The organism is Agrobacterium sp. rho-8.1 (assembly GCF_033957725.1).
Lineage (GTDB): Bacteria > Pseudomonadota > Alphaproteobacteria > Rhizobiales > Rhizobiaceae > Agrobacterium.
Genome location: NZ_CP192789.1, coordinates 513,592 through 538,915, shown reverse-complemented (window position 1 = coordinate 538,915; position 25,324 = coordinate 513,592). Strand labels below are relative to the sequence as shown.

Sequence of the window (25,324 nt, the reverse complement as noted above, 5' to 3'; positions counted from 1 at the left end):
ATCATTTCTGTGCTGGTGATATCACAACGAAAATGTAGATAGGATCGGATAAATGGCGGCGGTGACCATACGAAACCTCTCTGATGAAACTCATCGGGCGTTACGCGCAAGAGCAACTTACCACGGTCGTAGCACCGAGGCCGAAATTCGTGACATTCTCGACGCCGCTGTTCGTCCATCTGGGCGCGTGAAACTCGGCTCGCTTCTCGCGGCAATTGGCCGTGACGCCGAAATGTCAAACAGTGACGTCGAAGCGCTGCAACAGCGCGACAGGACCCCGGCAATACCGATGACTTTCGAATGATATTGCTAGACACTAATGTAATATCTGAGCCTTGGAGGCCGGCTCCTGATACTGCTGTGCTGACTTGGCTGGATGCACAGGCCATCGAAACGCTATTCATTTCCGCGATTTCAATTGCCGAACTTCGTTTCGAGATTGCCTCAATGCCATCGGGGAAGCGTCAGACAATTCTCCACGATCGCCTTGAAGGTGAAGTTCTACCTATTTTTGACGGACGCATTCTGCCCTTTAACCTAGGTACCTCCCAATTCTACGCGGACCTGATGGCCCGCGGCCGTACATCCGGAAAGACGATCGGGAAGGCTGATGGATACATTGCTGCTACTGCGGCAGAAAACCATCTCGCGGTCGCGACGCGAGATACAAGCCCATTTGAAGCAGCCGGATTGAGAGTTATCAATCCCTGGGCCGCCTAGCCTTTAGAATTACGGGTCGCTGGTTCGAGTCTCATCAAGAGCATTGATCACCTCAATGCCGTTTCGGGGGGCTTTCGATGAGATGAACAAACAGGGAGCGATCCCTCCCCACTCGACTTCAATCCTGAAGCAGCAGTCACTCGCTTACGGGTGCAATGGCAGCGAAATGAAATCGACTCCGGCTTGGGTCAAGATTGACTTGCCCAATCTGCATCGCAGTCTTAGAGACCTTAGCTTGCCGTGCAGGGAGATAATTTGCACGACGGAGAGACCAATGTGGAAGGAAAACCTTCTTCGATACGGCCTCGCCAACCGTATGTTACAGTAACATACTCCCCACCATTGCCATCGTTCACTAGACCAGGCAAGCGCACGCTTTGTGGAACGCATGCGCGAATGGAGGCAATGCCGTCGTTCGCCCCGTCGCATGACGCTAAATGTCTGCGTTATACGAATCTTTATCGAGGTGGTCGAATGGCAGACGCAGCAGTCAATCCAGCCGCAATAGAACATCTACCAGTGTTCATTTTTTAGCCCGGACAGACGGACTGTCTTTTCGCCGCGGTGATCATCTTCCTCGGGCTTGTCGCAAACATTCTCCAGCCGGGGCTTATCCGCTGAATGTAGCGATCTTCACGCTTTGTTAACCTTTTGAACTCCAAAGAGGCGCGCAAGCAAGTCGTTCTGGTCGTTCACAGTCCAGCCGCCTGAAACGCCGAAGCCTTTCCGCAACCATAGCATCGCCTCAAAACCCGCGATGGTTCGCCGCGCTGTGTTGAATGATTGGAAGCCGCCGATCTTCGGCATGTTCTTCTTCACCCGGAAATGGTCGCTCTCTATGCCCTGCTGCTGATGCTTGGTGACATAGTGAACGGGATCTGGGTCCAGAAGTCCGTCGTTAACCGCCGTTTTGATAGCCGACGGAAATGTGGTGGCGCCATCCGTGCCGACCTTTTTGGGCGCCAGCAACGGCTCGTCCTTCAGCATCGTCCGAAAGAACCGCTTAGCCGCGTCGAGATCGCGCTTTGCGGTCAGAAGGAAATCAACGGGATTTCCTACTTTGTCGATGGCGCGATAGAGGTATCGCCATTTGCCGCGGATTTTCACATAAGTCTCGTCGATTCACACCGATCCACAATGTGGTCGGCGAAACTGGGGGAGCCGCTTCTCGATGACAGGCGTATAAGCAAGAACCCAACGTTTGATGGTGCTGTGATCGACCTCGAAGCCACGCTCACGGAACATCTCTTCCACGTCCCGATAGCTGAGCGGGTATCGCAAATACCAGGTAACTGCCTGCGCGATCAGCCACGCCTCGAAATGCCGTCCCTTGAAATCACCCTTTGATTGGCCTTCAGCTTTTCGGCAATGGCATTCCTAATCATTGGCTTGCTCCGCAACTTTTGGGGCGCGAATTTCTCTTCCGATGGTCAACATTCCGTTAAGCCAGACAATTTGCGACAAGGCCCGCTCGAATCGTTGGTGATCCAGTTCGTGAACACGGAGGGCGGACGACGCAATTCCCGTCGGCCAGCACGCTTTCGATGCCGCTTTTCTGCCAGAGGCCGCCGATGAGTTCACCCATGCGACGGGCTCCCGCCGCGTTCAGCCCTGATCGCTGGCGCGACCTCTGACCCCAAAAGTTCGATGGAGCGCTGCATGGTCTCTGTCTCCAGCATGGCCGAACTCATCTGGAACGTCAGGCGCGAGATGCCGCCAAGGGCCTTGTCTGCCGCCAGGATCTTTTCGCGCACCGTCTTCGGACTGCCGATCAGAAAGGCGCCGTGGGGGCCGCGCATGGCGTCGAACTGCGCGCGGGTTGCGGTCGACCAGCCGCGCTCGCGACCGATTTCGGTGAACATGTAAGCCCAGCCCGGAAAAAAGGCATCCGCGGCAGTCTGGTCGGTGTCGCCGACAAAGCCCATCGCATGGACACCGACCTTCAATGTTTCCGGTGCATGGCCGGCGCGCTGGCCTGCCTCGCGGTAAAGATCGACAAGCGGGCGGAAGCGGTCGAAGGAGCCGCCGATGATGGCGACCATCAGGGGAAGGCCGAGTGCTCCGGCGCGTGCAAAGGATTGCGGCGTTCCGCCGACGCCCAGCCAGATCGGCATCTTGTCCTGATGCGGACGCGGATAGACGCCCTGGCCGGTAAGGGCAGGTCGAAAGCGACCGCGCCATGTCACATGTGTCTCATCGCGAAGCTTCATCAAAAGGTCGAGCTTCTCGGCGAACAGCGCGTCATAATCGTTCATGGCAAAACCATAGAGCGGGTAGGCTTCGCCAAAGGAACCGCGGCCAACGACGATTTCTGCGCGTCCCTTGGAGATGAGATCGATCGTCGCAAAATCCTGAAAGACCCGAACCGGGTCAGCCGCGCTCAAAACCGTCACTGCGCTCGCAAGGCGGATTTGTTTCGTGCGTGCAGCAGCGGCGGCGAGAAGAATGGCAGGTGCGGAATCGAGAAACTCCTTGCGGTGATGTTCGCCGATGCCAAAGACATCAAGACCGACACGATCCGCAGTCTCGACTTCGGCAAGCAGTGCCTCGATCCGGTCGGCGGCCGGCACGGTGCGGCCGGTGGTGGGGTTTGGAATGGTGGCCGCAAAACTGTCGATGCCGATTTCCATTGTCATTCCATTCAAAGGTGAGGGGGATGGATGAGTGGTTCCGCCGTTGCGGGGACGGCGGAACCACTCCTCGAGTTACGCCGCCCGCAGCCGTCTGGGCGATCCTTCCGGCGCAAAGGGAAACTCCGCGACAACATTTTCGTCGCAAAGCTCCGACCAGCCCTTCATATCCTTGTCAAGAAACGTAGCGAGGCTGCGGCGCAGCAGCTTGGTGGGGGATGGGATTCTGCTCATTTCGGGCTCCGTGGGTTGGCGCTTTCATCAGCTTGGTGCGGTCGAGGCATTTCTATGAATGTCGAAGTGCCACGTTTGCATTGGTAGGGTTAGCCTGTATTTTTCGATGCTATCCATCGGACAAAACGATAGAGGAGGTTGGCATGCTCGACGGTGTATCCCTGGACCAATTGCGCACATTCGTTGCCGCAGCAGACGAGGGCAGCTTTTCTGCCGCCGCACGACGTCTTCGTCGCACACAGTCTGCAGTCAGTGAAACCATCGCCAATCTCGAAGGGCAACTATCAGTCGTTCTTTTCGATCGCTCGGCGCGATATCCCAAAGTCACAAGACAAGGCGAAGTCCTGCTTGCTGATGCTCGCTCCGTCGTCCACGCCGTTGATGGCATGAAGGCCCGCGCCAAGGGTATTGCGGGCGGGCTTGAGCCAGAGCTTGCGGCCGTCATCGACGTGTTCTTTCCCATCACGACGATTGCTGAGGTGTCACACGAATTCCAGCAGCAATTTCCTGCCACGCCCTTGCGGCTCTATGTCGAGGCATTGGGCGGAGCGGTGCAGCCGGTGATCGACGGTCGTGCAAGTTTCGGACTTGTCGGCTCGCTGCCCACATTGCCGCAAGGACTGGTGGCGGAACGCATCACCAGCGTCGAATTTGTGATGGTGGCCGCTGCCCGGCATCCGCTTGCTGCGCATCAGGGGCTTATCCCGCGCGAGGAACTTGCTCGCCACGTGCAACTGGTGCTGACGGATCGATCCGACCTTTCGGCAGGACGGGAATTTGGCGTCATGTCACCCTCGACCTGGCGGCTCGCGGATCTGTTTGCCAAACACGCCTTTCTCGTCAGCGGCCTTGGCTGGGGCGGAATGCCTCTCCATGCCGTGAAGAAGGATATTGCCGAAGGGCGGCTGATCGAGTTGCCGATTGTGGATACGGTGGGGGGATTGAAGCTGCCCATGTCGGCGGTCTACCGGGTTGATGCGCCCCCTGGACCTGCCGGTCGCTGGATGATTGATCGCCTCAAGCATTGCTCGGAAGAAAATTCGAGAATTGACGGTTGACAGGATATTGAGTGTGTAATAGTGATGGTTACACACAAGCGGAGAGTGTCATGCCAACCAGTACTCGATTTGTTGTCGCGGTTCATATCCTCACCGCCTTGGCCGTCAGCGACGGAAAGCCGATGCGCTCTGAGGACCTTGCCTACTCCGCCAATACCGGAGCTGTCGTCATCCGTGGGCTGTTGTCGCGGCTGAATGATGCAGGTTTGACGCGGTCGCAGCTCGGGGCAGGGGGCGGCGCCTTGCTGGCAAAGCCGGCTGCCAAGATCCGGCTGCTTGATGTCTATGAGGCGGTCGAGGATACCGAACTGTTTTCCACACATCGAACACCGCCTTGCGAGAGTTGTGCAGTCGGCGGCAACATTCTGGAAGCCATGCAACCGGTGCTGACAAAAGCTCGCATGGCCCTGGAAACTGAGCTTGGCAAGACCAGCGTGGCCGACATTGCTGCGGAAGTCGCTCGTCTAGGGAAATTCTCGATCCCATTGGTATGGTGATCGTTTGGTGTTTAATGTCGTCATATCGACGACACACAAACATATCGCTGCGATTGCGCAGCGTTTGTCTGGATCTGTTCAGCCTAAAGGGGCGCTGACGATTCTCATCTTTCCAGCCCCGTTCACATCAGGAGTATACTATGAGCATTGGTATTATCGGTTCCGGCGGCCTCGGCTCCAACCTCGCACGCATCTTCGCAAAGGCTGGAATCGCCGCCACGATTTCCAACAGCCGTGGCCCCGCTTCGCTGGAAGCTCTCGTTGAGGAGCTTGGCCCTTCCATCACGGCAGGAACCGTCAAAGAGGCTGCAAGCGCGGATATCGTCTTTGCAGCCATCCGCTGGGTCGATGCCGAGAAGGTCATCGGCAGCCTTTCAGCCTGGAATGGCCGCATTGTTGTTGACGGCACGAACCCGGTCGAGTTCATCGATCCGAACTCCCCGGCTGCTAGGGACCCGACGAATCCCCTGGCGGCCTATGGCATTAAGGCGGTTGATCTCGGCGAAACACATTCAAGCGAAGTCTTCAGCCAGTATGTCCCCGGCGCGCGCGTCGTGAAGGCATTCAACCATCTTGACGTCAACGCATTGCCGGAGCCTCAGACGGCTGGTGGACAGCGCGTGCTGTTCTATTCCGGTGACGATGCTGCAGCGAAGGCCGACGTGCGCAAGCTCATCGAAGCGACCGGCTTCTTTGCAGTAGATCTTGGTAGCCTGGATGTGGGCGGTCGCCTTGCATCTCTGCCATTCGGATCGCTGTCTGCGCACAACTTCATCAAGATTTGAGGATGACAACAAAGATGGAGGCGGCGCGAGCCGCCGCCTCTCCTTTTACCGTGAAGTGAAGCTGTCACCTGTGCAGCCTTAGCCTTTGAGGCTTTCGATCAGCATTTCGACGAAAGCCGTTACCTTTGGAGGACGAAATCTTGCTGCCGGATAAACCGTATAGACACCGCCCTCCGGTAAGGACCAGTCCGTCAGGACTGGCATCAGGTCGCCAGTCGACAGGGCTGAGGCGGAGAGGAAATCCGGCAAGACAGACAGACCGCCGCCGCTCATAACAGCCTTCATCACGGCCGGCGTCATGTTGATCGCAATGCTGGTTTCGAAGCGTACTGTCTGAGCGGATCCGTTGCGGTGCGTGAATGTCCATTCCAGAGGCTCCCGAAGGGCGTTGTTGGATACAAACGGCAGCACGTTGCAGTCTAACGGTTGCCGCATTGCTGCGATCTCAGTCGTGAACTCGGGCGAACCGACGAGGAACTGACGGAACCCACCGATTCGTCTCGCCTGCAAGCTGGAATCCTCAAGCCAACCCACTCGGATGGCGAGGTCCAGATTATTGGCGAGAAGATCGACCGTCGTGTCGCTGAGGTTCAGTTCTACCCGGCATTGTGGATATCGACGGGTAAAGGCTGTGACCACAGGCACGACGACCGATGTCCCGTAATCATGCGGCGCGGTGATCCGAAGAAGTCCTTTCGGGTCCGTTCTGGCTTGCGCGAGTTCCGCCAGGGCTTCCTCGGTTTCTCGCAGGATCGAGACGCAGCGCGCGTGGAATGCCTTGCCAGCTTCCGTTGTCTGCAATCGCCGCGTTGTGCGCAGGAGCAAAGTAATGCCGACTTCCTGTTCGAGCCTTGCAACCTGCTGGCTGATAACGGCCTTGGTGATGCTGAGACTGGCTGCCGCCTTTGTGAACGATCCAGCATCGACAACCGCGACAAAATAGGCAAGGCGATTGAGGTTGGTCCCATCCTGCATGTCGAACTCCGGTTGAATTGTCAGGCAATAGCATACAGTCAGTCTGTTTTGTCGATCTTCTTATCGTAATTTCTGCATGACATCTATGTCATGCCAAGGAACACGATATGACCAACACGACACTGATCACCTACCCCTTCGATCCGCTGTGCGGCTGGTGCTATGCTGCATCGCCGCTGATGGCGCAGCTGACAAGAGTGTAATTGGGGTCAGCGGTGGAATACCTGCCGATGATGGCGAGAACGCTCATGCCGGCGCCGCTGATCTCTAGACCACAGTTTTATCCCCTCGATACCTCATATTCAAAAAACCCCGAAAGGACTGACCATGTTCACCAGGAGAACCATCATGAAGACTACGCTTGCTGCCGGAGCAACGGCCGCTCTTGCTCCAGCCGGCCTCAGCCACGCTGCTGGCTCAAGCCTTGCCTGGAAGCACTTTCCCGCTGGCCAGAACGGTTTTTTCCGCGCACCTGTGCTGGTGTCCGGCGCCAAGGAGGCAATCCTTATCGACGGTGGGTTCACTCTCTCCGACGGCAAGGCACTCGCCGATGCGATCAAGGCGACTGGTAAGACATTGACCACGATCTATGTCAGTCAGTCCGATCCCGACTATTATTTTAGCCTCGGCCCGATCAAGGCGGCTTTCCCAGAGGCTAAGGTCATCGCTGCGAGAGAAACCGTCGAGGCGATCAAGGCAAGCGTCGAGAAGAAGCTTGCGGTCTGGGGCCCGCAGTTGAAGGAGAACGGCCCGCAGAAATTGGCCGATGTTGTCATCCCGACTGGTTTCGACGAAACGACGCTGACGGTGGACGGTGAAGTCATCAAGATCCTTTCGGCTGAAAACTTGCCCAACCGCCGCACTCTCTTTGTTCCCTCACTGAACGCAGTATTTGGCGGCGTGATGATCTTCAACGGCGTACATGTCTGGACGGCAGATACCAACAGCACCGAACTGCGGGCTGCCTGGATTGCCAACCTCGAAAAGCTTGGAACGCTCAAGCCATCGGTCGTTGTTGCCGGACACATGGCGCCCGATGCCAAGACCGACATTTCAGGTGTCGAGCACACTATTGCCTATCTCAGGGCGTTCGAGGAAGAACTGGCAAAAGCCAAGGATTCCGCGACCCTGAAAGCCGCCATGGAGGCACGCTTTCCGGGTCTGGGCATGGGCGTAGCCCTCGACATCGGCGCAAAGGTTGCAACTGGCGAAATGAAGTGGGGCTGATGACCATGGGCGCCAACCTTGAACTCATCCGTGCTACCTACCAGGGGTCTTCCGAAGGCAATGGTCGCAACCTGCTTGCAGCTCTTGCTTCGGATGCAACGTGGACGGAGGCACAAGGCTTCCCCTATGGCGGCACGTATGTCGGTTCGGATGCGATCGTCGCTGGCGTGTTTCAACGACTTGGCACCGAGTGGATCGGCTACCGCGCCGATGTTCATACCTTCATGGAGGACGGCGACCGTGTCGCCGCCTTCGGGGCCTATCACGGCACCTACAAAGCAACGGGCAAGTCGATGACGGCGAGCTTTGCCCATCTCTATCATGTGAAAGACGGAAAGATTGCCAGCATGGTTCAGTATGTGGACAGCCACATGGTCATGCAGGCGCTCAGTACTGACTGAGCTTTCACGCGTCTCGGCACTGGTCAATCCTGTGCCGAGACAAGTTGGCGACCGAATTTCGAAACTGTAATCGGTGGATGTTCCATAATTTGGCGCACGCCTGAGAGGTCGGTAAGCTCCCGTCGATCGCATTACCTTTAAGAGGGCTAGCGATACCGACATACATGTCGCAGGTTCGTATCCGTTCAAGCGCGAGGGTATCGCCCGCTTATGGCAAGCCGCCGTCGGATATACATTAATTTCATGCAACGCGGTGCGGGTGCATCATCTTCGTGGGGATAACCAATCTGTTCGGGCGTATGTAGCTGATTTTCGAGCATTACAAGCCTACCAATAACTGTCAGTTGCAATGTTAATGGGAACTTTGTGTGAAAAACTGTAATCTCCTGATCGTGGCGGTTGGCTTTGTCTGCGTTTCGCTTTCCAGCGTCGCCCGAGCAGACAATGCTGCGACAGAAATCTTCCAATCGTATCTTGGCGGTGGCCGCATCGGCAACACCGACGAGAAACTGTTAGCTCTGACTGCAAAGGCCACCAACAACGCGGACGCGCAGTTGGGCCTGGGGCTTGTACGTTCTGCGCGTGCTTTTGAAAAGTTATCGCAATCGCTTTATCGCCATGGCTTTGGATCGAAGTCAGACGGTTATGAATTGCTTTTTGGCCGTGGCATTAGCGAAGTTATAAGAAACCCCGATCCCAAGCCCATCACCTATCAACAGTTTCGCGGCATTCTCGCTTTATTCATTGCTGACCTTGACGCCGCCGACAAGGCGCTTGCCGCTGTGGGTGACAAGCCGGCAAAACTGAAGGTTGATCTTTCCGTGGCCCGTTTTGACTGGAACGGTGACGGAGTGATTGGACCGGAAGATCAATTAGGTCTGGCGATCGCCGAACTGGATGAGAACGGGAAAGCCAAGCCGTTCATTGTGGGATTTGATACTGCCGACGCCAAATGGATGCAGGGCTATTGCAATATCATGATGGCCGTCGCCAAGGCATGGCTGTCGCATGACTTTTCCGAAAGCTGGAACGATAGTTTCAGTGTCGTTTTCCCGAAAGCTGTCTCCACGATGGCGGATGCCAATGGTACGAGCGATGAAAACGACACGATGTTCGGCGTCAACAAGGCGCAAGCCAACGATATCGCTGACTTCGTTACGCTCATTCACACAATTCGTTGGCCAGTTGTCGACAAGGCGATGTGGAGCGAGGTGCGTGAGCATCTGAAAAAGGTCATCTCTCTCAATCGAGAGACATGGGCTTTAATCGAACAGGAAACGGACGACGACCATGAATGGCTTCCTGGGCCAAAGCAGAAGAGTGGTGTGCTCCCATCATTTGAGGTCACACCAGAGCGCATTCAGGCTTGGCTCGCCTTGTTGTCGCAGTTTGAAGCCGCTCTCGACGGTAAGACTCTCGTTCCGCATTGGCGTTTTGACAAGGGTATCAATCTTGCCAGGGTTTTCGACGATCCACGACCTTTCGATCTAATACTTTGGATAACCGGACCTGCCGCAGTACCTTATCTTCAGGACGGACCCACTATGAGCAACGATCAATGGAGGCAGATCACTTCGATCTTTGAAGGAAACTTCGCTTCTTACGCCTTCTATTTCAACTAAGATTTGTCGACCGTTTCAATCTCCTGCGAAATAGCGGATTTGCTCCCGTTCTAAATTTCTTGGTCAATGTGCGGTGGCGAATAATTTCGCCACCGGTTCGTATCCCGACAAGGCACGGAAGAGCCAGAATCATATATAAAATACGAGAAATCTGCGCACATAGCTTGTCCACTGGTGTCATTGGCCGCCATTCCGATAAATGCGCCGGTGAAATTGGCATGTTCACCTTCTCCGCCTTCATCAGAAAGAGCGGAATGGTCCAACAGCGGCCCAATCCGTATCCAGGCATCGTCTTTCCAATAAAGGAAACGTGCGACGGCTCCCCGGACTTCTATCCGCATTTTCACAGGCCCCGGCGATACGGCAATCGCCTCATCCAAGGCTAGTATGGTTTTGCCTACAGGCCAGGCACCATTACAATATAGGAGCTGAAGTGAACGACCGGCGTTTTCGTCATGAGTTAGGCAGAGATAATGGTACGCAAAGCTGTTGTAGTAGGCAATCAGACCTGCCATCTGGTGATAGCTCTGTGGATCGGCGTCAACTTCGGTTTCGGCATCGAAGTCAAAAAGCGTCTGGCGCCGTGCGACAAGTGACTGCTCGTACCAAGAGCCGACAGATTCACGCCCGAACATGCGCAAATAGCCTGGTCGCGCCGTGAGTGAAAACAGTCGGTCCGGATTGGGTGTCCGCAGCCATTGGAATGCGTCCGTAAGGCCGGTTTGCAGATCGAACGGCACTGTAACGTTAACCGGTCGGCGATTGGCGTGTGCGATCTTTCGGCATGACCCAAGCCGTTCGTGATCCCCTTTATCGCCGCCACCGGTTCCCAGCTGAAGTGATTGCTCATGCCGTCTGGCTTTATCTTCGTTTCCCGCTCAGCTTGCGGATGGTCGAAGACTTACTGGCGGCGCGCGGGATTATTGTCTCGCACCAGACAGTCCGTCTTTGGGCCGAAAAATTCGGTCGCCACTTTGCCAATGAAATCCGGCGGCGTTCAGCCGGAAAGCTCGGCGACACGTGGCACCTCGATGAAGTCGTCATCTCTATTGGCTGCAAGAAACACTGGCTGTGGCGGGCTGTCGATCAGGATGGCTTCGTTCTCGACGTGCTGGTGCAGAGCCGCCGCAATACCAAGGCCGCCAAACGTTTGATGCGAAAGCTCTTGAAAGGACAGGGCCATTCGCCGCGCGTCATGATCACTGACAAACTGCGATCCTACGGCGCTGCCAAGCAAGACATCATGCCCGGCGTCGATCATCGTTCACACAAAGGGCTTAATAACTGGGCGGAGAATTCCCATCAACCGACACGACGGCGAGAGCGGATCATGAAGGGCTTCAAGTCAGCCCGACATCTCCAGCGTTTCGTCTCCATTCATGACCCGGTCGCCAATCTCTTCCATATTCCACGCCACGATGTCCCGTCCCACCATCACCGCGAACTGAGAGCCGCGGCCATGCAAATGTGGAATAAGATCGCACGCCTGCAGGCAGCATAAGCGAGAGCCGCGGCCGAGACCTTTGACCCGAGCCCTTTAACTTTACGATGCCATTTCTGCGGATGTGTCCGAAAGCCAGTTCGCTGCCATTCAACGCAGCTTGGGTGAGGCGGGCGCGCTTCGCGTATCCGGTAAATGATCAAGATGGGACCGGTCGAGCCGGTCTCCTTTTTCTCATGGGTATTAACCGGGGACTATCCCGTGACCTGTTGAAGCGTTGTGATAAGCTCTTCGGTATCATAGGGCTTCATCAGTCGCGGTACGTGTTGGAACTCTGCGGGCATCGACATGATGTTGCTGCCCGTGACAAAAACGAACGGCTTTCCATGGCGGGCCAGAAGTTCGGCGGCCGGGTACACCAGTTCTCCACCCAGATTGATATCGAGTATTGCCGCATCCACCGGAAAATCCGGATCAGACAGGACCTCCATGGCCCGCTTGACGTCCGATATCGGTCCAAAGACCCTCGCGCCAGCGTCTTCAAGCGTCATCAAGAGATGAGAAGCGACAAGGTACTCGTCCTCGACCACGAGATATTGGCGACCTTCAAGAGCAAGCGGCATGATTGTTTCCTCCGGCTTCTAAACTAGCAAGGCGGTAGAAAGTTCTGTCGCGTCCTCATCATTTTGCGGTCAAAGGCGCGCACGTGTCGAACGCGGCGTTGAAAGCAGCAGGCTCGTCTCGCTTCCCGTGATGCCGGGGACGAGACGGATACGGCGCAAAACGGAATCGAAGCCCGCCAATGTGGAGGCGCTGAGTTCTGCGATCAGATCCCAGCGGCCATTGGTGGTGTGTATCTTGGATATCTCCGGAAACCCGCCCAAAGCGCGGATCACCTTCTCGGTGACGTGCCCCTGTATCTCGATCATCATGATGCCACGTATGGCTTCTTCGACGGCATCCGCCCGCAAAATCACGGTGAAACCCAGAATGGCACCGGTCTGCTCCAGACGCTCGATCCGGGCGCGGACGGTTGCCCGCGATGAGGACGTTTCGAGGGCAAGGTCAGATATGCTGCGCCGACCATTGTGTCGCAGCAGCGTGACGAGCCTCGTATCCAGATCATCCATCGCATATCACTTTGGCTATTGAGATGACCGAAATGATAGATCAAACTATAAAAATTGCCAATATTGATTGTTCAATTCGCCATACGGTCATGTTTGAATTCTGACAGTTATGATTGGGGAGAATGGTCGATGGATTGCACGCTGATTGGAGTGCCCCTGCAAATCGGTGCAGGACAACTGGGTTGCGAAATGGGGCCGAGTGCCTTGCGCATTGCCGGGTTGAAAACCGCACTGGAAGAACTGGGCCACACCGTGGTCGATATCGGCAACGTCGCACCCGCACCATTTCGAGAGTTCGATCATCCGAATAAGGCTGTGCATCATCTGGATGAGACCGTCGCCTGGACCGAAGCGCTGATAGAGGTTGCCTATCGCGAGAGCGAGAATGCGATGCCGATATTTTTGGGGGGCGATCATGCGCTCTCGGCTGGCAGCGTGGTGGGTGTTGCCAGACGTGCAGCACAACGCAACCGGCCGCTTTTTGTGTTGTGGCTGGATGCCCATACGGATTATCACACCCTGCAGACGACGCGCAGCGGCAACCTGCATGGCACGCCTGTCGCTTATTACAGCGGCCGTGAAGGATTTGATGGCTATTTTCCAACCGTTCCTCATCCTGTCGATCCGGCGAATATCTGCATGATCGGTATTCGTAGTGTCGATCCCGCCGAAAGTGCCGCCTTAAGCGGAACCGGCGTGACGATCCACGATATGAGGAAGATCGATGAACATGGTGTGGGCGTGCTCTTGCGCGCATTTCTGGAGCGGGTAACCGCTGCCAACGGTCTTCTGCACGTCAGTCTCGATGTCGATTTTCTGGATCCCGCCATCGCACCGGCCGTTGGCACGACCGTTCCCGGTGGGGCGACGTTCCGGGAGGCGCATCTGGTGATGGAAATGCTGTGCGACAGCGGGCTTGTCTCCAGTCTCGATCTGGTCGAGCTCAATCCGTTTCTCGATGAGCGCGGAAGAACCGCGCGTCTGATGGTGGACCTGACCGCAAGCCTGATGGGCAAGCGCGTTCTGGACCGCCCGACGAGAGCCGGGTGAGGACGCAGCCATGACACTCAATCAACAGCTCAACACGGTCCCCTTCGTCAGCGTCGATCATATGATGAAGTTGGTGCTGACCGTGGGTATCGACACATTCCTGCGGGAACTGGCCGAGGTCATCGAAGAAGACTTTCGGCGGTGGGAAACATTCGATAAGACTCCACGGATTGCGGCCCATTCCCCCGATGGCGTCATCGAGCTGATGCCGACGAGCGATGGCACGCTCTACGGCTTCAAATACGTCAACGGCCATCCCAAAAACACCCAGCAGGGCCGCCAGACGGTGACGGCATTTGGCGTGTTGTCGGATGTGGGCAACGGCTATCCGATGCTGTTATCGGAAATGACGATCCTCACGGCTTTGCGAACGGCAGCCACCTCGGCCGTCGTCGCCAAATATCTAGCCCGCAAGGGTGCGCGCTCGATGGCGATCATCGGTAACGGCGCGCAGAGTGAGTTTCAGGCGCGGGCGTTCAAGGCAATTATGGGCATAGACACCCTTCGGCTGTTCGATATCGATCCGGCGGCCAGTGCGAAATGCCAGCGCAATCTGGAGGGGCTGGGATTTTCCATCGAGATCCGCGACAGCGCAGAACGTGCCGTGGAAGGCGTTGACATCATCACCACTGTCACGGCAGACAAGCAATGTGCCACCATTCTGACGGACAATATGGTCGGCCCAGGTGTCCACATCAACGCCGTCGGTGGAGACTGCCCCGGCAAAACCGAACTGCACCGGGATATCCTGCTGCGCTCCGATATCTTCGTGGAATATCCGCCGCAAACCCGTGTTGAAGGTGAAATCCAGCAATTGGCGAAGGATCATCCCGTGACCGAGCTGTGGCAGGTCATGACGGGTGCGGCCGATGGGCGAACGTCAGAGGGACAGATCACGCTGTTCGATAGCGTCGGTTTTGCGACCGAAGATTTTTCCGCTCTGCGCTACGTCAGATCGAAACTGGTCGCGACTGGCCTCTACGAAGAACTCGATCTTCTGGCCGATCCCGATGAACCGCGCGATCTCTATGGCATGCTGCTGAGATGCGAGGCATCGCTGCAAGCACGTCCCGCATTGGCTCTATAGTCGCTGTTGCCGGTTTCGGCGGGCCACCATCTGCTCTCGCCAGATGGTGAACAGGCCCGCCGCCACCACGATGGCCGCACCGATCAGCATGTTTGTCGTCAAAATCTCGCCGTAGATGGTGATACCGACGATGGAGACGAGCACGAGCTGATAATAGGAAAACGGCTGAACAGACGCCGCATCGGCCAGCTCGAAAGCGCGGATGAGCAGGTAGTGGCCGCTCATGCCGGTTACGCAAAGCGCCGCCATCCAGCCCCAATCGCCCGGCGCCATGTTAACCCAGTAGAATGGCCCGATCAGCGTCAGGGCAATGGCGCCGGGAACGCCGGTATAGAAGAAGCTCGTCATGGCCGGATCGCTCCGGCTGGCCAGCCGCGTCATCACACCATAAAGGGCAAGCAGAACGGCGGCTGCAAATGTGATCAAAAGCGTGGCGTCGAAGCCGCTCTCGTCGGGCTTGAGAATAACGATCACCCCAAGGCAACCGACAAGGATCGCAGACCAGCGCCGCCATCCAACTTTCTCGTTGAGGATGGGTACGGAGAGTGCCGCGACGATCAGCGGAACGGATGCGAATATCGAATGCGTATGGGCAAGGCCCACAAGCGAGAACGAGAAGATCGAGAGCACGATCTGAACGGCCAGAACAACGCCACGGCTTGCCTGCAACCATGGTCTGTCCGTCGAGATGGCCTTGCGAATGCCGCCACTTGATCTCATCGAAAGAATGATGACGAAGATGGCGAACGCCCAATAGCGCAGCATTGTTACGAAGACGGGCGGGTAGGCCGAACCCAGATGCTTCGATATGCCGTCCTGCGCTGCAAAGATCGTAAAGGCGGCAAGCGCGTAAAGGTAACCGATAGACTGGGAGGGCATTAGAAAACTCTGATGTTGGGCAGATAGGGACGGGAGACCGTCCTTCGTATTAGACGATTATCATCTGATTCAACACCCGTGACAGCCGATGAAAAGGGTTCAATCCGTGGAAAGAGCGCGATAACGCTCCACGACCGTCGTCAACACGTGGTCGATCGGCCTGGCGTTCCAGGTGTTCGAAAAAATCTCGACCTCCTGCGGACCCGTAAAACCTGCCTTCTCGATCATTTTGCGAAAGGCCTTGAGATCAATGACGCCGTCGCCCATCATGCCGCGGTCATTGAGCGGATCCGTCGTCGGCACCAGCCAGTCGCAGATATGGTGAGCGAGAATTTGTCTGTTTCGACCCGCGCGCGCCACCTGTTCCTCCAGTTCGGGGTCCCACCAGACGTGGTAGACGTCGATGGCGACGCCCGTGCCTTCACCCAGCCTGTCGCACAGATCGAGCGATTGCTTGAGCGTGTTGAAACATGCACGATCCGCCGCATAAAAGGGGTGTAGCGGCTCGACGGCCAGCGGTACGCCTGCCTGTCTGGCATAGGGCAGCAATGCCGCCATGCCGTCCTCCACCATCTGTCGGGCGCCGCTGATATCCTTGGACCCGGCTGGCAGTCCACCGACGACCAGCACAAGGCAATCGGCGTTCATGGCGGCGGCTTCATCGACGGCCCGTTTGTTGTCCTCGATTGCATCGCGCCTTCCTTGCGCGTCATGAGCGGGAAAAAAACCGCCCCGGCAGTGACCTGACAGCTTGATACCGTTCTGGGCGACGATCCGCGCAGCCTCTTCAAGACCCACGCCATGCACCTGGTCCCGCCACGGCGAAATCGTGGTGATGCCGTGGTCGAGACACGCGTCCACGAGGGTTGCGAAAGAGCCGCCTTGTTTGATGGTGGCGAAATTGATGGAAAGTCCTTCAAGGCTCATGGGGTGGCCTCCTCAAAAGTTGCCCGCACGGGTTCCATCCTTTTCAATTGACGCCTCGTAAACTGAGAAACGTCTTCATGCGGTGGGTCGCACGGTCGGGGTCCGCAAGAACATTGGCCTTGTCCGCCAGCCGGAAAAGTTCGATAAAATGTTGGGTGGACCGGGTGCTCTCCTGCCCGCCGATCATGGTGAAATGGTCTTGCAGGCCGTTGAGGTAGGCCAGAAACACGACGCCGGTTTTGTAAAAGCGTGTCGGTGCCTTGAAGATGTGGCGCGATAGCGCAACGGTCGGCTCCAGCGTATCGAAGAAGTCTGCTTCGTCACCCTGCTTCAGACTGGCCAGCGCCTTGGACGCCGCTGGCGCGATGGCGTCGAAGATGCCGAGCAAGGCATCCGAATGTCCATGCTCGTCGCCGGCAATCAGTTCCGCATAGTTGAAGTCGTCACCGGTATACATGCGCACAACAGGCGGAAGGCGGCGGCGCATCGCGATTTCCTTTTCCTTCGACAGAAGCGAAATCTTGATGCCGTCGATCTTGTCCACGTTGGCAGCAATCATGTCGATGCAGGTGTCCATCGCCGCCATGTGGTCGGACGAACCCCAGTACCCTTCCAGCGCGGGATCGAACATTTCACCGAGCCAGTGGATGACGACTTTTTCATTGGCGTGGCTTAGCACCCTGGAATAGGTCTCGAGATAATCATCCGGGGAATGAGCACTCGCCGCCAGTGCGCGGCTGGCCATCAGAATGACACGCCCGCCCTGGCCTTGCACAAAGTCCAACTGTTCCTGATAGGCATCGACAATCTGGTCGAGACTGTAGCCGGTGCCGGTCAGATGGTCGGTTCCAACGCCGCAGGCAATCAGTGCATCCGAGCGGCTTGCCGCTTCCTTCAAGGCCCGCGTGATGAGTTCCTGCGCCTGTGGCCAGCCAAGACCCATGCCGCGCTGGGCTGTGTCCATGGCTTCTGCTACGCCCAGACCCAGGTCCCACAGCCGATGGCGGAAGCGAAGCGTGCCGTCCCAGTCGATGGCCGGTGTCAGCCATGGGTCGTTGTCGGCAAACGGGTCTGCCACCACATGCGCAGCCGCGAAGGCCACGCGGTTGAAATCAGCAGCGTTGCGCCTTTCCAGCGCGATCGGTTTGCCGGTCAAGCGGTAGGTTTCAATGGAACGGTCATTTCCCGGCAGTCTCAGTTCTGTCATCCCGGTCACCTCAGACAATCGCGGGAACGTCGAGCCAGCGGCGTTCCTTCCAGGATTTCAGGCCCAGTTCGGCAAGCTGTACGCCCTTGACGCCTTCCATTAGCCCGTAGGGCCAGGGTTCGTTATCGGCCAGATGGCGTACGAACATTTCCCACTGTTCCTTGAAGCCGTTGTCGTAGACCACGTTGTCCGGCACTTCCTGCCAGGTCTTGTAGAAATCAATCGTCTGCGGCTGGTCGGGGTTCCACACGGGCTTCGGCGTGTTGGTGCGGTGCTGCGTCCAGCATTTGGTCAGGCCCGCAACGGCCGAACCATGGGTACCGTCCACCTGAAAGGTGACGAGATCGTCGCGGCGGACGCGCACGGCCCAGGATGAATTGATATGTGCGATGACGCCGCCCTCGAGCTCGAACGTGGCATAGGCCGCGTCGTCGGCATCGGCCACATAGGCGTTGCCCTGCTCATCGAAGCGTTGCGGAATATGGGTCGCGCCCATGCAGCTGACGGCTTTGACTTCGCCGAATAGATTGTCCAGCACATAGCGCCAGTGGCACAGCATATCGAGAATGATGCCGCCGCCATCTTTTGCGCGATAGTTCCAGGAGGGGCGCTGCGCCGGTTGCCAGTCGCCTTCGAAAACCCAGTAGCCGAACTCGCCGCGCACGGAGAGAATCTTGCCGAAAAAGCCGCTATCGCGCAGCATGGCCAGCTTGCGAAGACCCGGCAGGAAAAGCTTGTCCTGTACCACGCCATGCTTGATACCGGCGCTTTCCGCCAGCCGCGCCACGGCAATGGCCTCTTCCGTATTGTCGGAAATCGGCTTTTCGCAATAGACGTTCTTGCCCGCCTGGATCGCCTTCGTCAGCAGACTGCCGCGCATCTGCGTTGTACCAGCATCGAAAAACAGCGTGTCGTCAGGATTGGCCAGGGCCGAATCGATATCGGTCGTCCAGCGCTCGACGTTGTGCTTTTTGGCGATGGCCTCGATCTTATCGCCATTGCGACCCACCAATATGGGGTCCAGCATGACCTTCTCGCCGCTCTTCAGCGTAACCCCGCCCTGATCGCGGATCGCAAGAACAGAGCGGACGAGATGCTGGTTATACCCCATGCGGCCGGTGATGCCGTGCATGATGACGCCGATACGCTGCATGAATAGTCCTCCCAAAGCATCCCACTCCCGTCAGGACGCAATTTTATCAGATCGAAAATTTGTAACCGTTTGGTTATTTGTGATTGTCGAACCGGCTTTCTGTCAAGTGGTTTTTCAGATGAAAACGCGGAGGTGAACAGAAACCGAAATTTCCACAAGCGCTGACGAGACGTCAGACATCGACCGCGCCTTCGCACATGCGAAGGTTGCTGCGCTTGTTCTTGTTGGATAAATTAGCGTCGGATGTTAAAGCGGCCGCAGTGCAGCAATGACCGTGTTGACGATGTGCTGGCCCCAACGCTCCAGTTCGGCAGGTGCCACGAGATCCCGCTGAAAGATCGTCGAGAGCGTATATCGGTTCGAAAGATAGAAAAATCCGAGGGATGCGATGGTCAGGTAAACATCGACCGGATCGAGGCCCGCGCGAAAGTCACCGGTCTTTTCGCCACGCAAAAGCACGTCCTTCAATTCGGATATGAAGTTCGAATGCATTTCCGTAATCGTCGAGGATTGGCGCAAGTATCTGGCCTGATTGAGATTTTCTGTCGCCAAAATGCTCAGGAATTCCGGGTGGTCGAGAAAGTAGTGCCACGTGAACAGGGCCAGTTCCCGCAGACCTTCCACGGGTGGCTTGCGGGCCAGATCCAGCCGGTGCTCGGCGTTGCGGATGTGCTGGTAGGCGTCTTCCAGCACGGCCAGATAGAGTGCATCCTTGTCGCCAAAGTAGTGGTAGATCATTCGCTTGTTGGTGCCAGCCCGTCGTGCCACGACATCGATCCGCGCACCGGCCAACCCCTTGGCGGCTACCTCGCGGCGGGCCGCTTCGAGAATGGCTGCGCGTGTTCGCTCTGGATTGCGAGATTGCGCTGCCGCCTTCTTTCGTGTTGAAGTTGGCTTGGCCCCGGTTTCCTCGTTTGTGTCTTCGGTCGCCGGTTTGCTGGTTTCATCCATCTTCAAAGGTCGCTTGACAATGCTGTTGATCGGTGTTCCCATGTAACCAGATAGTTATAAAACGGCAAGTCTTCATTGCCGTCATCATTTAATTTGGCATTCAATTAGGGAGGAGTTGCCAATGTCCATGATGCTACAGAGACGTGCCGTACTTTCGGCAGGTCTGGCTGCGCTTTCGCTTGCGGCGGTGGGTGGAGGACCCGCTTTCGCACAGGCTGCGCGAATTCGTTTGTTGTGGTGGGGCTCTCAGGAGCGCGCTGACCGCACCAACAAGGCAATCGCTGCCTTCAAGCAGGTCAAGCCCGATCTCGATATCGCCGGTGAGTTCGCCGGGTGGTCGGATTACTGGCCCCGCTTGGCCACGCAGGTCGCCGGACGCAACGCGCCGGATCTCATCCAGATGGATTACCGGTATATTTTCGAATATGCCCGTCGCGGTGCTCTGGCACCCCTCGATGATTATCTCGGCAAGTCGTTGAAGATCGATGATTTCGGCACCCCGAACATCGATTCCGGCCGTGTTGATGGCAAGCTTTACGGCATCAATCTTGGCGTGAATTCAAGCGCAGTCTTTTACGATGCCAAGGGCTGGGAAAAGACCGGTGCCAAGCCACCATCGGCTGGCCAGTCATGGGAAGACTTTGCCAAGAACGCGGCAGAGTTCGGCAAGAACAAGCCCAAGCCCGGCTATTATGCCACTGCCGATGCCAGCGGCGTCGAGCCGAGCTTTGAAAACTGGCTGCGCCAGAAGAACAAGTCGCTCTTCGTCGAAGGCGGCGGCCTTGGCTACGATGCCAAGGATGCCGGTGAATGGTTTGCCATGTGGGCGGCGATGCGCGAGGCCGGTGCCTGCGTTCCTGCCGATATCCAGGCGCTCGATCAGCTGAACATCGAAAGCAACGCACTGACCACCGGCAAGGCGGCAACTGCTTTTGCCCATTCCAACCAGTTCGTCGGCTATCAGGCCATCAACAAGGCCAAGCTGTCGATCACATCCTATCCCAAGGTCGCAGCAGACAGCCCTTCCGGTCATTATCTGAAGCCATCGATGCTGATGAGCGTGGCCAATGGTAGTGCCGGTATCGAGGCTGCGGTGGATTTCATCAACTTCCTCGTGGCCGTGCCTGAAGGTATTGATATTCTCGGCGTCGAGCGCGGCGTTCCCGCGTCTGAGTCCATGCGGGATCAGCTCAGCCCAAAGCTCAACGAGGTCAGCAAGGCGATGGTCGATTACATCGCCGAGGTCACGCCAGGCGTGGGGGCCTTGCCACCGTCACCGCCTCCGGGTGCCGGCGAGTTTGCCTTCGTGCTCAAGCGCACCTCGGAAGAGGTCGGTTTCGGCAGAATGACGCCCGAGCAAGGCGGCAAACAGCTGGTGACCGAAGCGGAAACCGTGATCAAACGGAAGTAACGATCCATGACGTTTCGATCCGATACGATAACAGGGGAGGGCCGCTCTGCGGCTCTTCCAGGGCAGGGCCGTGTGCGAAAAGCGTTTGATCGCAATTTTCACGCCTATGTGTTTCTGCTGCCGTGGCTCATCGGCTTCTTCGGCCTGACGCTTGGTCCAGCGCTGGCGTCGCTCTATCTGTCGTTCACGAATTACGATCTGCTGCAATCGCCCGATTGGGTGGGCGCGTCCAACTATGTGCGCATCGCAACCGCCGATCCGAAATTCGCAGCCGCCATGAAGGTGACGTTCACCTACGTCCTTTTGTCCGTGCCGCTGAAACTGATCTTCGCTCTGATGGTCGCCATGGCGTTCAACCGCGGCATCAAAGGGCTGACGATGTATCGCGCGGTCTTTTACCTGCCGTCGCTGCTCGGCTCCAGCGTCGCGATCGCGGTCTTGTGGCGTCAGCTTTTCGCCTCCGACGGTCTGGTCAACATGGTTCTGTGGCAGGCCTTCGGTTACGAAGGACCAAGCTGGATTTCCAATCCGGATTATTCGATCTACACGCTGGTCATCCTGTCGGTCTGGCAGTTCGGCTCGCCAATGATCATCTTCCTGGCGGGTTTGCGCCAGATCCCGCAGGATATGTATGAGGCTGCGGAAATGGATGGCGCGGGCAAGATGCGTCAGTTCTTCCGCATCACCCTGCCATTATTGACGCCAGTCATTTTCTTCAACGCGGTCATCCAGACAATCGATGCCTTCAAGGCCTTCACGCCTGCGTTTATCATCTCGGAAGGGTCCGGCGGTCCGATCAATTCGACGCTGTTCTACACGCTCTATCTCTATCAGGAAGCGTTCGGTTTCTTCCGCATGGGATATGCCTCGGCTCTGGCCTGGATCCTCGTCGTTATCATCTCGCTCTTCACGGCCTTTTCCTTCCTGAGCGCACGTTACTGGGTGCATTACGATGACTGATGCTGTCTCTTCGCTCCGTCCGGGTCAAACCCTGCAGCGTCCGCTGTGGAAGTCGGTTCTCCTTCATGCAGTTTTGATCGCCGCCTCCATCGCCATGATGTATCCGATCCTGTGGATGATTTCGGGTTCGTTCCGCCCGCAGGATGAGCTGTTCGGCTCATCCTCGCTCATTCCCTCGTCGATTGACTGGGGCGGATATATCAGGGGCTGGACCGGTCTTCAGGTCTCGTTCGGGCAGTTCTTCTGGAACTCGTTCTTCATCTCGGTTCTGGCAACCTTCGGCAACGTGGTCGGGTGTTCGCTCGCGGCTTTCGCCTTTGCGCGCCTGCGGTTCGGCGGACGGAATTTCTGGTTCGCGCTCATGCTGGGCACCTTGATGTTGCCCTATCATGTGGTGCTCATCCCGCAATATATCCTGTTTCTGGAGCTGGGGTGGGTCAACACGTCGCTGCCGTTGATCGTGCCGAAATATCTGGCGACGGACGCATTCTTTATCTTCCTGATGGTCCAGTTCTTCCGGGGCATTCCGCGGGAGCTGGATGAGGCGGCGGTCATGGATGGATGCAGTCCCTTCCGCATCTACTGGAAAATCATGCTGCCGCTGTCGTCGCCGGTTCTGGCAACGGCTGCCATCTTCTCCTTCATCTGGACCTGGGACGACTTCTTCGGACCGCTGATCTATCTGAGCGATATCAACACCTACACGGTTCAGCTCGGCCTGCGCTCCTTCGTGGACAGTACCGGCAGTTCGGATTGGACGGCGCTGTTTGCCATGTCTAACCTCTCGCTCATTCCCGTTTTTCTTTTCTTCCTCTTCTTCCAGCGCCTCCTCATCGAAGGCATTGCCACCACCGGCATGAAGCGCTGACATCAAGGCATGCACCATGAGACCCGTTCGGTTTGCGACAATCGGTATCAACCATAACCACATCTTCGGGCAGACGAGCTGCATGCTTGCGGCCGGTGCCGAACATGTCGGCTTTCACGCCATCGAAGATGATCTAGCGCGGGAATATGCGCAGGCGTTCCCCCATGTTTCCCGCGTCGATGACAAGCGCCGTTTGCTGGACGATCCCTCCATCGACCTTATCATCAGCGCGGGCATTCCCGATGAGCGGGCGGCCCTTGCCATCGAGGTCATGCGCGCCGGCAAGGATGTGATGGTCGACAAGCCCGGCATGATAACGCTGGCGCAACTGGACGCGGTCAAGAAAGTTCAGGCGGAAACCGGCCGGATCTTTTCGGTGCTCTATTCCGAACATTTCGAAAACCCCGCCACGGTCAAGGCAGGCGAACTGATCGCGGCTGGCGCTATTGGCAAACTGGTCTCCATGGCAGGTTTCGGCCCACACCGGTTGCGGGCATCGACGCGCCCGGCATGGTTCTTCGAGCGGCAGCGTTATGGCGGCATTCTGGTCGATATCGCCTCCCACCAGTGCGAACAGTTCCTGTTCTTTACCGATTCTCAAAAGGCCGATATCCTGTTTGCCAAGGTTGCCAATAAGGCCAACGCGCAAACCCCAGGATTGCAGGACAGCGGCGATATTCACCTCTCCACCAAGGGCGTCGACGGTTTCATTCGGGTCGATTGGTTCACCCCGGATGGTCTGTCGAGCTGGGGCGATGGGCGCCTGTTCGTCACCGGCACGGAAGGTGCGATCGAAATCCGCAAGAATGTCGATGTGGCCGGACGCGATGGTGCAAACCATCTGTTCCTGACCGACAAGACCGGCATGCACTATTTCGATTGCTCCGACGTGCCGCTGCCCTACGGCTCGCAGCTTCTGTCGGATATCCGCAATCGCACCGAGACCGCCATGCCGCAAGCGCGCTGTTTTGCAGCGATGGAGATCGCTCTCACAGCGCAACAATTTGCAGAGGGTCATCAACATGGCTAAGCGTTACAGGGTCGGCATCATCGGCTGCGGTATCGGCAAAACGCATATCGAGGAAGGCTACGCCGCCCATCCTGATAAATACGAAGTCGCATATCTTTGCGATCTCGATGAGGTGAGGTTGAACGCTGTTGCCGACGAGTTCGGCGTCAAGGGCCGCACCCGGTCATCCGATGAGCTCATGGCCATGGATGACATCGACATTATCGATATCTGTACGCCTCCCGCCATTCATACCAAACTCGTGTTGCAGGGGCTGGCTGCTGGAAAACACGTCGTGTGTGAAAAGCCGCTGACAGGCTCGCTGAAGGAACTGGACGATGTCGCCGCCGCCGAAGCGAGCGCCAAAGGTGTGCTGATGCCGATCTACCAGTATCGCTATGGCACGGGCGTGCAGCAGGCGCGGCGTATCATCGATAGCGGCCTGGCGGGCAAACCCTATGCCGGGACGGCCGAGATATTCTGGAACCGTGACGCGGCATATTACGACAATCCCTGGCGCGGGCGCTGGGCCACCGAACTTGGCGGCGTGCTGATGACCCATGCCATCCATATCCATGACATGCTGACCTATCTGATGGGTCCGGTGGAGCGGGTTTTTGCCCGGACGGCCACCAGAGTGAATGCCATTGAAGTCGAAGACTGCGTATCAGCCAGTTTCCTGATGGAAAGCGGTGCGCTGGTGTCATCGACCTCCACGCTCGGTTCGCAGGCAGAGATCAGCCGTTTGCGGCTGGCCTTTGAAAACGTCATGTTCGAAAGCAACACTGAACCCTATTCACCCGGAGACGGCCCCTGGAAGATCGTTCCCGCCAACGATGAGATCGGCGCCAGGATCGAGGCTCTGCTCGCGGATATCGTCCCGACCGGACGTCGCTTCACGGGGCAGATGGAAGCCTTCTACCACACGCTGGAAAGCGGCGAAAAGCCGCCTGTTACCTCGGAAGATGCGAGACGCTCGTTGTCGCTCATTGCCGCAATCTATCATTCCAACGAGACGAAAACGGATGTCGCCCTGCCGATTACCCGGGATCATCCGAAATATATCAGCTGGCGACCATAAGTGTCGGATGCGAGGAACAAT

General features: G+C 57.1%; 27 protein-coding genes and 1 pseudogene. 16 read left to right on the top strand and 12 right to left on the bottom strand.

Annotation, left to right across the window (positions count from 1 at the left end; genetic code table 11):
* Positions 1-52: 52 nt before the first annotated feature.
* Both RMR21_RS17350 and RMR21_RS17345 read left to right on the top strand, forming a co-directional pair.
* Positions 53-304: a FitA-like ribbon-helix-helix domain-containing protein gene (locus tag RMR21_RS17350; RefSeq protein ID WP_498670711.1), complete on the top strand. Its 252-nt coding sequence runs from the start codon at positions 53-55 to the stop codon at positions 302-304.
* Positions 301-720, top strand: coding sequence for a type II toxin-antitoxin system VapC family toxin (locus RMR21_RS17345; RefSeq protein ID WP_498670710.1), 420 nt, complete (start codon positions 301-303; stop codon positions 718-720). Before RMR21_RS17350 ends, RMR21_RS17345 begins: the two co-directional genes overlap by 4 nt.
* Before the next feature lie 633 nt (positions 721-1,353).
* Here RMR21_RS17345 and RMR21_RS17340 read toward each other — a convergent pair.
* From RMR21_RS17340 to RMR21_RS17330, 3 genes and pseudogenes are all read right to left on the bottom strand, one after another.
* Positions 1,354-2,105 (bottom strand): annotated as a pseudogene (locus tag RMR21_RS17340) (IS6 family transposase).
* A gap of 192 nt (positions 2,106-2,297) precedes the next feature.
* A complete protein-coding gene (locus RMR21_RS17335; RefSeq protein WP_498670709.1) occupies positions 2,298-3,350 on the bottom strand; it encodes an LLM class flavin-dependent oxidoreductase in 1,053 nt (350 codons plus the stop codon).
* Positions 3,351-3,425: 75 nt separating this feature from the next.
* On the bottom strand, positions 3,426-3,584 hold the full coding sequence (locus tag RMR21_RS17330) for a nuclear transport factor 2-like protein (RefSeq protein WP_498670708.1): 159 nt from the start codon (positions 3,582-3,584) through the stop codon (positions 3,426-3,428).
* Between the two features lie 143 nt (positions 3,585-3,727).
* Between RMR21_RS17330 and RMR21_RS17325 the strand changes: the two genes are divergently transcribed.
* The 3 genes from RMR21_RS17325 (at position 3,728) to RMR21_RS17315 (ending at position 5,924) form a co-directional block, all read left to right on the top strand.
* Positions 3,728-4,642, top strand: a complete 915-nt coding sequence (locus tag RMR21_RS17325) for a LysR family transcriptional regulator (RefSeq protein ID WP_498670707.1) — start codon at positions 3,728-3,730, stop codon at positions 4,640-4,642.
* 50 nt (positions 4,643-4,692) lie between these two features.
* Complete coding sequence (locus RMR21_RS17320; RefSeq protein WP_498670706.1) at positions 4,693-5,139, top strand: Rrf2 family transcriptional regulator; 447 nt, start codon at positions 4,693-4,695, stop codon at positions 5,137-5,139.
* 140 nt (positions 5,140-5,279) lie between these two features.
* Complete coding sequence (locus RMR21_RS17315) at positions 5,280-5,924, top strand: NADPH-dependent F420 reductase (protein WP_498670705.1); 645 nt, start codon at positions 5,280-5,282, stop codon at positions 5,922-5,924.
* 78 nt (positions 5,925-6,002) lie between these two features.
* Here RMR21_RS17315 and RMR21_RS17310 read toward each other — a convergent pair whose 3' ends face one another.
* Positions 6,003-6,899, bottom strand: coding sequence for a LysR family transcriptional regulator (locus RMR21_RS17310; RefSeq protein WP_498670704.1), 897 nt, complete (start codon positions 6,897-6,899; stop codon positions 6,003-6,005).
* A 327-nt stretch (positions 6,900-7,226) separates the two neighbouring features.
* Here RMR21_RS17310 and RMR21_RS17305 point away from each other — a divergent pair, with 327 nt between their 5' ends.
* From RMR21_RS17305 to RMR21_RS17295, 3 genes are all read left to right on the top strand, one after another.
* On the top strand, positions 7,227-8,126 hold the full coding sequence (locus RMR21_RS17305; protein WP_498670703.1) for an MBL fold metallo-hydrolase: 900 nt from the start codon (positions 7,227-7,229) through the stop codon (positions 8,124-8,126).
* Complete coding sequence (locus RMR21_RS17300; protein ID WP_498670702.1) at positions 8,126-8,527, top strand: nuclear transport factor 2 family protein; 402 nt, start codon at positions 8,126-8,128, stop codon at positions 8,525-8,527. The genes RMR21_RS17305 and RMR21_RS17300 overlap by 1 nt, the downstream gene beginning before the upstream one ends.
* Before the next feature lie 554 nt (positions 8,528-9,081).
* The gene (locus tag RMR21_RS17295; RefSeq protein WP_498670701.1) at positions 9,082-10,149 is read left to right on the top strand and encodes a hypothetical protein; all 1,068 of its coding nucleotides are present in this window, start codon (positions 9,082-9,084) and stop codon (positions 10,147-10,149) included.
* Positions 10,150-10,199: 50 nt separating this feature from the next.
* Here the strand turns inward: RMR21_RS17295 and RMR21_RS17290 are convergent, their stop codons facing one another.
* Positions 10,200-10,889 (bottom strand): beta-xylosidase family glycoside hydrolase, encoded by a 690-nt coding sequence (locus tag RMR21_RS17290; RefSeq protein WP_498670700.1) that lies wholly within the window; start codon positions 10,887-10,889, stop codon positions 10,200-10,202.
* A gap of 44 nt (positions 10,890-10,933) precedes the next feature.
* Here RMR21_RS17290 and RMR21_RS17285 point away from each other — a divergent pair, with 44 nt between their 5' ends.
* Positions 10,934-11,650 carry an IS6 family transposase gene (locus RMR21_RS17285; protein ID WP_498670699.1) on the top strand — a complete coding sequence of 239 codons (717 nt, stop codon included), beginning with the start codon at positions 10,934-10,936 and terminating at the stop codon, positions 11,648-11,650.
* A gap of 194 nt (positions 11,651-11,844) precedes the next feature.
* On the opposite strand, the gene RMR21_RS17280 is transcribed toward RMR21_RS17285, so the two are convergent.
* Positions 11,845-12,213 carry a response regulator gene (locus RMR21_RS17280; RefSeq protein ID WP_498670698.1) on the bottom strand — a complete coding sequence of 123 codons (369 nt, stop codon included), beginning with the start codon at positions 12,211-12,213 and terminating at the stop codon, positions 11,845-11,847.
* A 69-nt stretch (positions 12,214-12,282) separates the two neighbouring features.
* A complete protein-coding gene (locus RMR21_RS17275; protein WP_498670697.1) occupies positions 12,283-12,720 on the bottom strand; it encodes an Lrp/AsnC family transcriptional regulator in 438 nt (145 codons plus the stop codon).
* A 129-nt stretch (positions 12,721-12,849) separates the two neighbouring features.
* Between RMR21_RS17275 and rocF the strand changes: the two genes are divergently transcribed.
* Entirely contained in the window at positions 12,850-13,770 is a 921-nt protein-coding gene (gene rocF, locus RMR21_RS17270) for an arginase (RefSeq protein WP_498670696.1), read from the top strand.
* A 10-nt stretch (positions 13,771-13,780) separates the two neighbouring features.
* On the top strand, positions 13,781-14,857 hold the full coding sequence (gene ocd, locus RMR21_RS17265; RefSeq protein ID WP_498670695.1) for an ornithine cyclodeaminase: 1,077 nt from the start codon (positions 13,781-13,783) through the stop codon (positions 14,855-14,857).
* Here the strand turns inward: ocd and RMR21_RS17260 are convergent.
* From RMR21_RS17260 to RMR21_RS17240, 5 genes are all read right to left on the bottom strand, one after another.
* Positions 14,852-15,736, bottom strand: a complete 885-nt coding sequence (locus tag RMR21_RS17260; RefSeq protein WP_498670694.1) for a DMT family transporter — start codon at positions 15,734-15,736, stop codon at positions 14,852-14,854. The genes ocd and RMR21_RS17260 overlap by 6 nt on opposite strands.
* Positions 15,737-15,835: 99 nt before the next feature.
* Positions 15,836-16,663 (bottom strand): sugar phosphate isomerase/epimerase family protein, encoded by an 828-nt coding sequence (locus RMR21_RS17255; RefSeq protein WP_498670693.1) that lies wholly within the window; start codon positions 16,661-16,663, stop codon positions 15,836-15,838.
* 43 nt (positions 16,664-16,706) lie between these two features.
* Complete coding sequence (locus RMR21_RS17250; protein WP_498670692.1) at positions 16,707-17,870, bottom strand: dihydrodipicolinate synthase family protein; 1,164 nt, start codon at positions 17,868-17,870, stop codon at positions 16,707-16,709.
* A 10-nt stretch (positions 17,871-17,880) separates the two neighbouring features.
* Positions 17,881-19,023, bottom strand: a complete 1,143-nt coding sequence (locus RMR21_RS17245; RefSeq protein ID WP_498670691.1) for a Gfo/Idh/MocA family protein — start codon at positions 19,021-19,023, stop codon at positions 17,881-17,883.
* A gap of 246 nt (positions 19,024-19,269) precedes the next feature.
* On the bottom strand, positions 19,270-19,974 hold the full coding sequence (locus tag RMR21_RS17240) for a TetR/AcrR family transcriptional regulator (protein ID WP_498670690.1): 705 nt from the start codon (positions 19,972-19,974) through the stop codon (positions 19,270-19,272).
* Between the two features lie 121 nt (positions 19,975-20,095).
* Here RMR21_RS17240 and RMR21_RS17235 point away from each other — a divergent pair, with 121 nt between their 5' ends.
* Genes RMR21_RS17235 through RMR21_RS17215 form a run of 5 tightly spaced genes read left to right on the top strand, consistent with a single transcriptional unit; the run spans position 20,096 to position 25,303 of the window.
* The gene (locus RMR21_RS17235) at positions 20,096-21,385 is read left to right on the top strand and encodes an ABC transporter substrate-binding protein (RefSeq protein WP_498670689.1); all 1,290 of its coding nucleotides are present in this window, start codon (positions 20,096-20,098) and stop codon (positions 21,383-21,385) included.
* A gap of 6 nt (positions 21,386-21,391) precedes the next feature.
* On the top strand, positions 21,392-22,345 hold the full coding sequence (locus RMR21_RS17230; RefSeq protein ID WP_498670688.1) for a carbohydrate ABC transporter permease: 954 nt from the start codon (positions 21,392-21,394) through the stop codon (positions 22,343-22,345).
* Positions 22,338-23,213, top strand: coding sequence for a carbohydrate ABC transporter permease (locus RMR21_RS17225; protein WP_498670687.1), 876 nt, complete (start codon positions 22,338-22,340; stop codon positions 23,211-23,213). The genes RMR21_RS17230 and RMR21_RS17225 overlap by 8 nt, the downstream gene beginning before the upstream one ends.
* 16 nt (positions 23,214-23,229) lie before the next feature.
* Positions 23,230-24,243 carry a Gfo/Idh/MocA family protein gene (locus tag RMR21_RS17220; protein WP_498670686.1) on the top strand — a complete coding sequence of 338 codons (1,014 nt, stop codon included), beginning with the start codon at positions 23,230-23,232 and terminating at the stop codon, positions 24,241-24,243.
* A complete protein-coding gene (locus tag RMR21_RS17215) occupies positions 24,236-25,303 on the top strand; it encodes a Gfo/Idh/MocA family protein (RefSeq protein WP_498670685.1) in 1,068 nt (355 codons plus the stop codon). The genes RMR21_RS17220 and RMR21_RS17215 overlap by 8 nt, the downstream gene beginning before the upstream one ends.
* The last annotated feature ends 21 nt before the right edge of the window (positions 25,304-25,324 follow it).

Excerpts from the sequence above, each read along its gene's own strand:
- RMR21_RS17330 (WP_498670708.1), bottom strand. The coding sequence starts at position 3,584 with ATGAGCAGAATCCCATCCCCCACCAAGCTGCTGCGCCGCAGCCTCGCT.
- RMR21_RS17275 (WP_498670697.1), bottom strand. The coding sequence starts at position 12,720 with ATGGATGATCTGGATACGAGGCTCGTCACGCTGCTGCGACACAATGGT.
- RMR21_RS17350 (WP_498670711.1), top strand. The coding sequence starts at position 53 with ATGGCGGCGGTGACCATACGAAACCTCTCTGATGAAACTCATCGGGCG.
- RMR21_RS17225 (WP_498670687.1), top strand. The coding sequence starts at position 22,338 with ATGACTGATGCTGTCTCTTCGCTCCGTCCGGGTCAAACCCTGCAGCGT.
- RMR21_RS17255 (WP_498670693.1), bottom strand. The coding sequence starts at position 16,663 with ATGAGCCTTGAAGGACTTTCCATCAATTTCGCCACCATCAAACAAGGC.
- RMR21_RS17250 (WP_498670692.1), bottom strand. The coding sequence starts at position 17,870 with ATGACAGAACTGAGACTGCCGGGAAATGACCGTTCCATTGAAACCTAC.
- RMR21_RS17280 (WP_498670698.1), bottom strand. The coding sequence starts at position 12,213 with ATGCCGCTTGCTCTTGAAGGTCGCCAATATCTCGTGGTCGAGGACGAG.
- RMR21_RS17220 (WP_498670686.1), top strand. The coding sequence starts at position 23,230 with ATGAGACCCGTTCGGTTTGCGACAATCGGTATCAACCATAACCACATC.
- RMR21_RS17245 (WP_498670691.1), bottom strand. The coding sequence starts at position 19,023 with ATGCAGCGTATCGGCGTCATCATGCACGGCATCACCGGCCGCATGGGG.
- RMR21_RS17300 (WP_498670702.1), top strand. The coding sequence starts at position 8,126 with ATGACCATGGGCGCCAACCTTGAACTCATCCGTGCTACCTACCAGGGG.
- RMR21_RS17260 (WP_498670694.1), bottom strand. The coding sequence starts at position 15,736 with ATGCCCTCCCAGTCTATCGGTTACCTTTACGCGCTTGCCGCCTTTACG.
- RMR21_RS17320 (WP_498670706.1), top strand. The coding sequence starts at position 4,693 with ATGCCAACCAGTACTCGATTTGTTGTCGCGGTTCATATCCTCACCGCC.
- RMR21_RS17305 (WP_498670703.1), top strand. The coding sequence starts at position 7,227 with ATGTTCACCAGGAGAACCATCATGAAGACTACGCTTGCTGCCGGAGCA.
- RMR21_RS17325 (WP_498670707.1), top strand. The coding sequence starts at position 3,728 with ATGCTCGACGGTGTATCCCTGGACCAATTGCGCACATTCGTTGCCGCA.
- RMR21_RS17335 (WP_498670709.1), bottom strand. The coding sequence starts at position 3,350 with ATGGAAATCGGCATCGACAGTTTTGCGGCCACCATTCCAAACCCCACC.
- RMR21_RS17235 (WP_498670689.1), top strand. The coding sequence starts at position 20,096 with ATGTCCATGATGCTACAGAGACGTGCCGTACTTTCGGCAGGTCTGGCT.
- RMR21_RS17285 (WP_498670699.1), top strand. The coding sequence starts at position 10,934 with ATGACCCAAGCCGTTCGTGATCCCCTTTATCGCCGCCACCGGTTCCCA.
- RMR21_RS17215 (WP_498670685.1), top strand. The coding sequence starts at position 24,236 with ATGGCTAAGCGTTACAGGGTCGGCATCATCGGCTGCGGTATCGGCAAA.
- RMR21_RS17345 (WP_498670710.1), top strand. The coding sequence starts at position 301 with ATGATATTGCTAGACACTAATGTAATATCTGAGCCTTGGAGGCCGGCT.
- RMR21_RS17310 (WP_498670704.1), bottom strand. The coding sequence starts at position 6,899 with ATGCAGGATGGGACCAACCTCAATCGCCTTGCCTATTTTGTCGCGGTT.
- RMR21_RS17230 (WP_498670688.1), top strand. The coding sequence starts at position 21,392 with ATGACGTTTCGATCCGATACGATAACAGGGGAGGGCCGCTCTGCGGCT.
- RMR21_RS17240 (WP_498670690.1), bottom strand. The coding sequence starts at position 19,974 with ATGGATGAAACCAGCAAACCGGCGACCGAAGACACAAACGAGGAAACC.
- ocd (WP_498670695.1), top strand. The coding sequence starts at position 13,781 with ATGACACTCAATCAACAGCTCAACACGGTCCCCTTCGTCAGCGTCGAT.
- RMR21_RS17315 (WP_498670705.1), top strand. The coding sequence starts at position 5,280 with ATGAGCATTGGTATTATCGGTTCCGGCGGCCTCGGCTCCAACCTCGCA.
- rocF (WP_498670696.1), top strand. The coding sequence starts at position 12,850 with ATGGATTGCACGCTGATTGGAGTGCCCCTGCAAATCGGTGCAGGACAA.